At 44.5% G+C, this 1,136-nt stretch carries 1 protein-coding gene; it reads left to right on the top strand.

The window, feature by feature from the left end; genetic code table 11:
• Window positions 1-17: 17 nt before the first annotated feature.
• Window positions 18-1,136 (top strand): IS3 family transposase gene (locus QQK21_RS21850; protein ID WP_284194287.1). Its coding sequence is split into 2 segments (ribosomal slippage), with 1,120 coding nucleotides annotated over them: window positions 18-270 and window positions 270-1,136; the frame shifts between segments, so codons are not numbered across the junction. This gene is flagged as partial in the annotation.

Raw genomic sequence — 1,136 nt, 5'->3', positions numbered from 1 at the left:
AACGACTGGAACAGATTATGACTAGAAAACGTAGAAACCACTCTCCTGAATTTAAGGCTAAGGTGGCTCTTGCTGCCGCTAAAGGTGATAAAACTGTCGCTGAACTAGCACAGAAGTATAATTTACACGCCAACCAAATATCGACCTGGAAAAAAGAACTGCTCGAGAACGCTGCAATGATCTTTGCTTCTGAAAGTCAGCTAAGCAAAGACAATACTGAAGAGGTCGATAAACTCCACGCGAAGATCGGTCAACTGACCATGGAAAATGATTTTTTGGCGAAAGTGCTCGATCGTTAGATCGGGCACAGCGAAAGAATTCGCTGGATAAATCCACCCAGTTACCGATAAAACGCCAGTGCGAGCTTCTCAACATTGCTCGCTCTACGGCTTATTATCAGCCCATAGGACTCTCAAGTGAAGAGGTTGAGTTGCGTCGTATGATTGACGAAATTCATCTCCAGTATCCGTTCATGGGCAGTAGACGCATTCGAACTGAGCTGATCAAAAAAGGGCATAACGTTAATCGTAAACGTATCGTTCGGATCATGCGTGATATGGGCATTGGTGCGATTTATCCCAAGCCTAAAACGACCATCGCAAATAAGGTGCACAAGGTTTATCCCTACCTATTACGTGATATCGAAGTTACCTATCCAAACCAAGCGTGGGCTATTGATATCACCTATATCCCAATGGCTAAAGGCTTCCTTTACTTGGTTGCCATTATCGACTGGTTTAGCCGTAAGGTTTTGTCTTGGCGCTTATCAAATACGATGGATACAAGCTTTTGTCTTGAAGCACTTGAGGAGGCACTTCAACACTATGGACCACCAGATATTTTCAACTCTGATCAGGGGAGTCAGTTTACTAGCACAGAGTTCACTCAAGCCTTACTCGACCGTGGGATACGAATCAGCATGGATGGCAAAGGCCGTTGGGTAGATAATGTTTTTATCGAGAGGCTCTGGCGAAGCTTAAAATATGAGGAGGTTTATCTAAAGGCTTACACCACACCTCGAGAAGCAGAGCTTGAAATCGGGAACTACATGGTGTTTTATAATGAAGAGCGTAACCATCAAGGACTGAATAACCTCACCCCAGATGAAGCTTACTTCGGTAGGCAGAGATACGCTG

It is taken from the genome of Vibrio zhanjiangensis, assembly GCF_030161235.1.
Lineage (GTDB): Bacteria > Pseudomonadota > Gammaproteobacteria > Enterobacterales > Vibrionaceae > Vibrio > Vibrio zhanjiangensis.
This window is presented reverse-complemented; position numbering and strand designations above follow the sequence as displayed.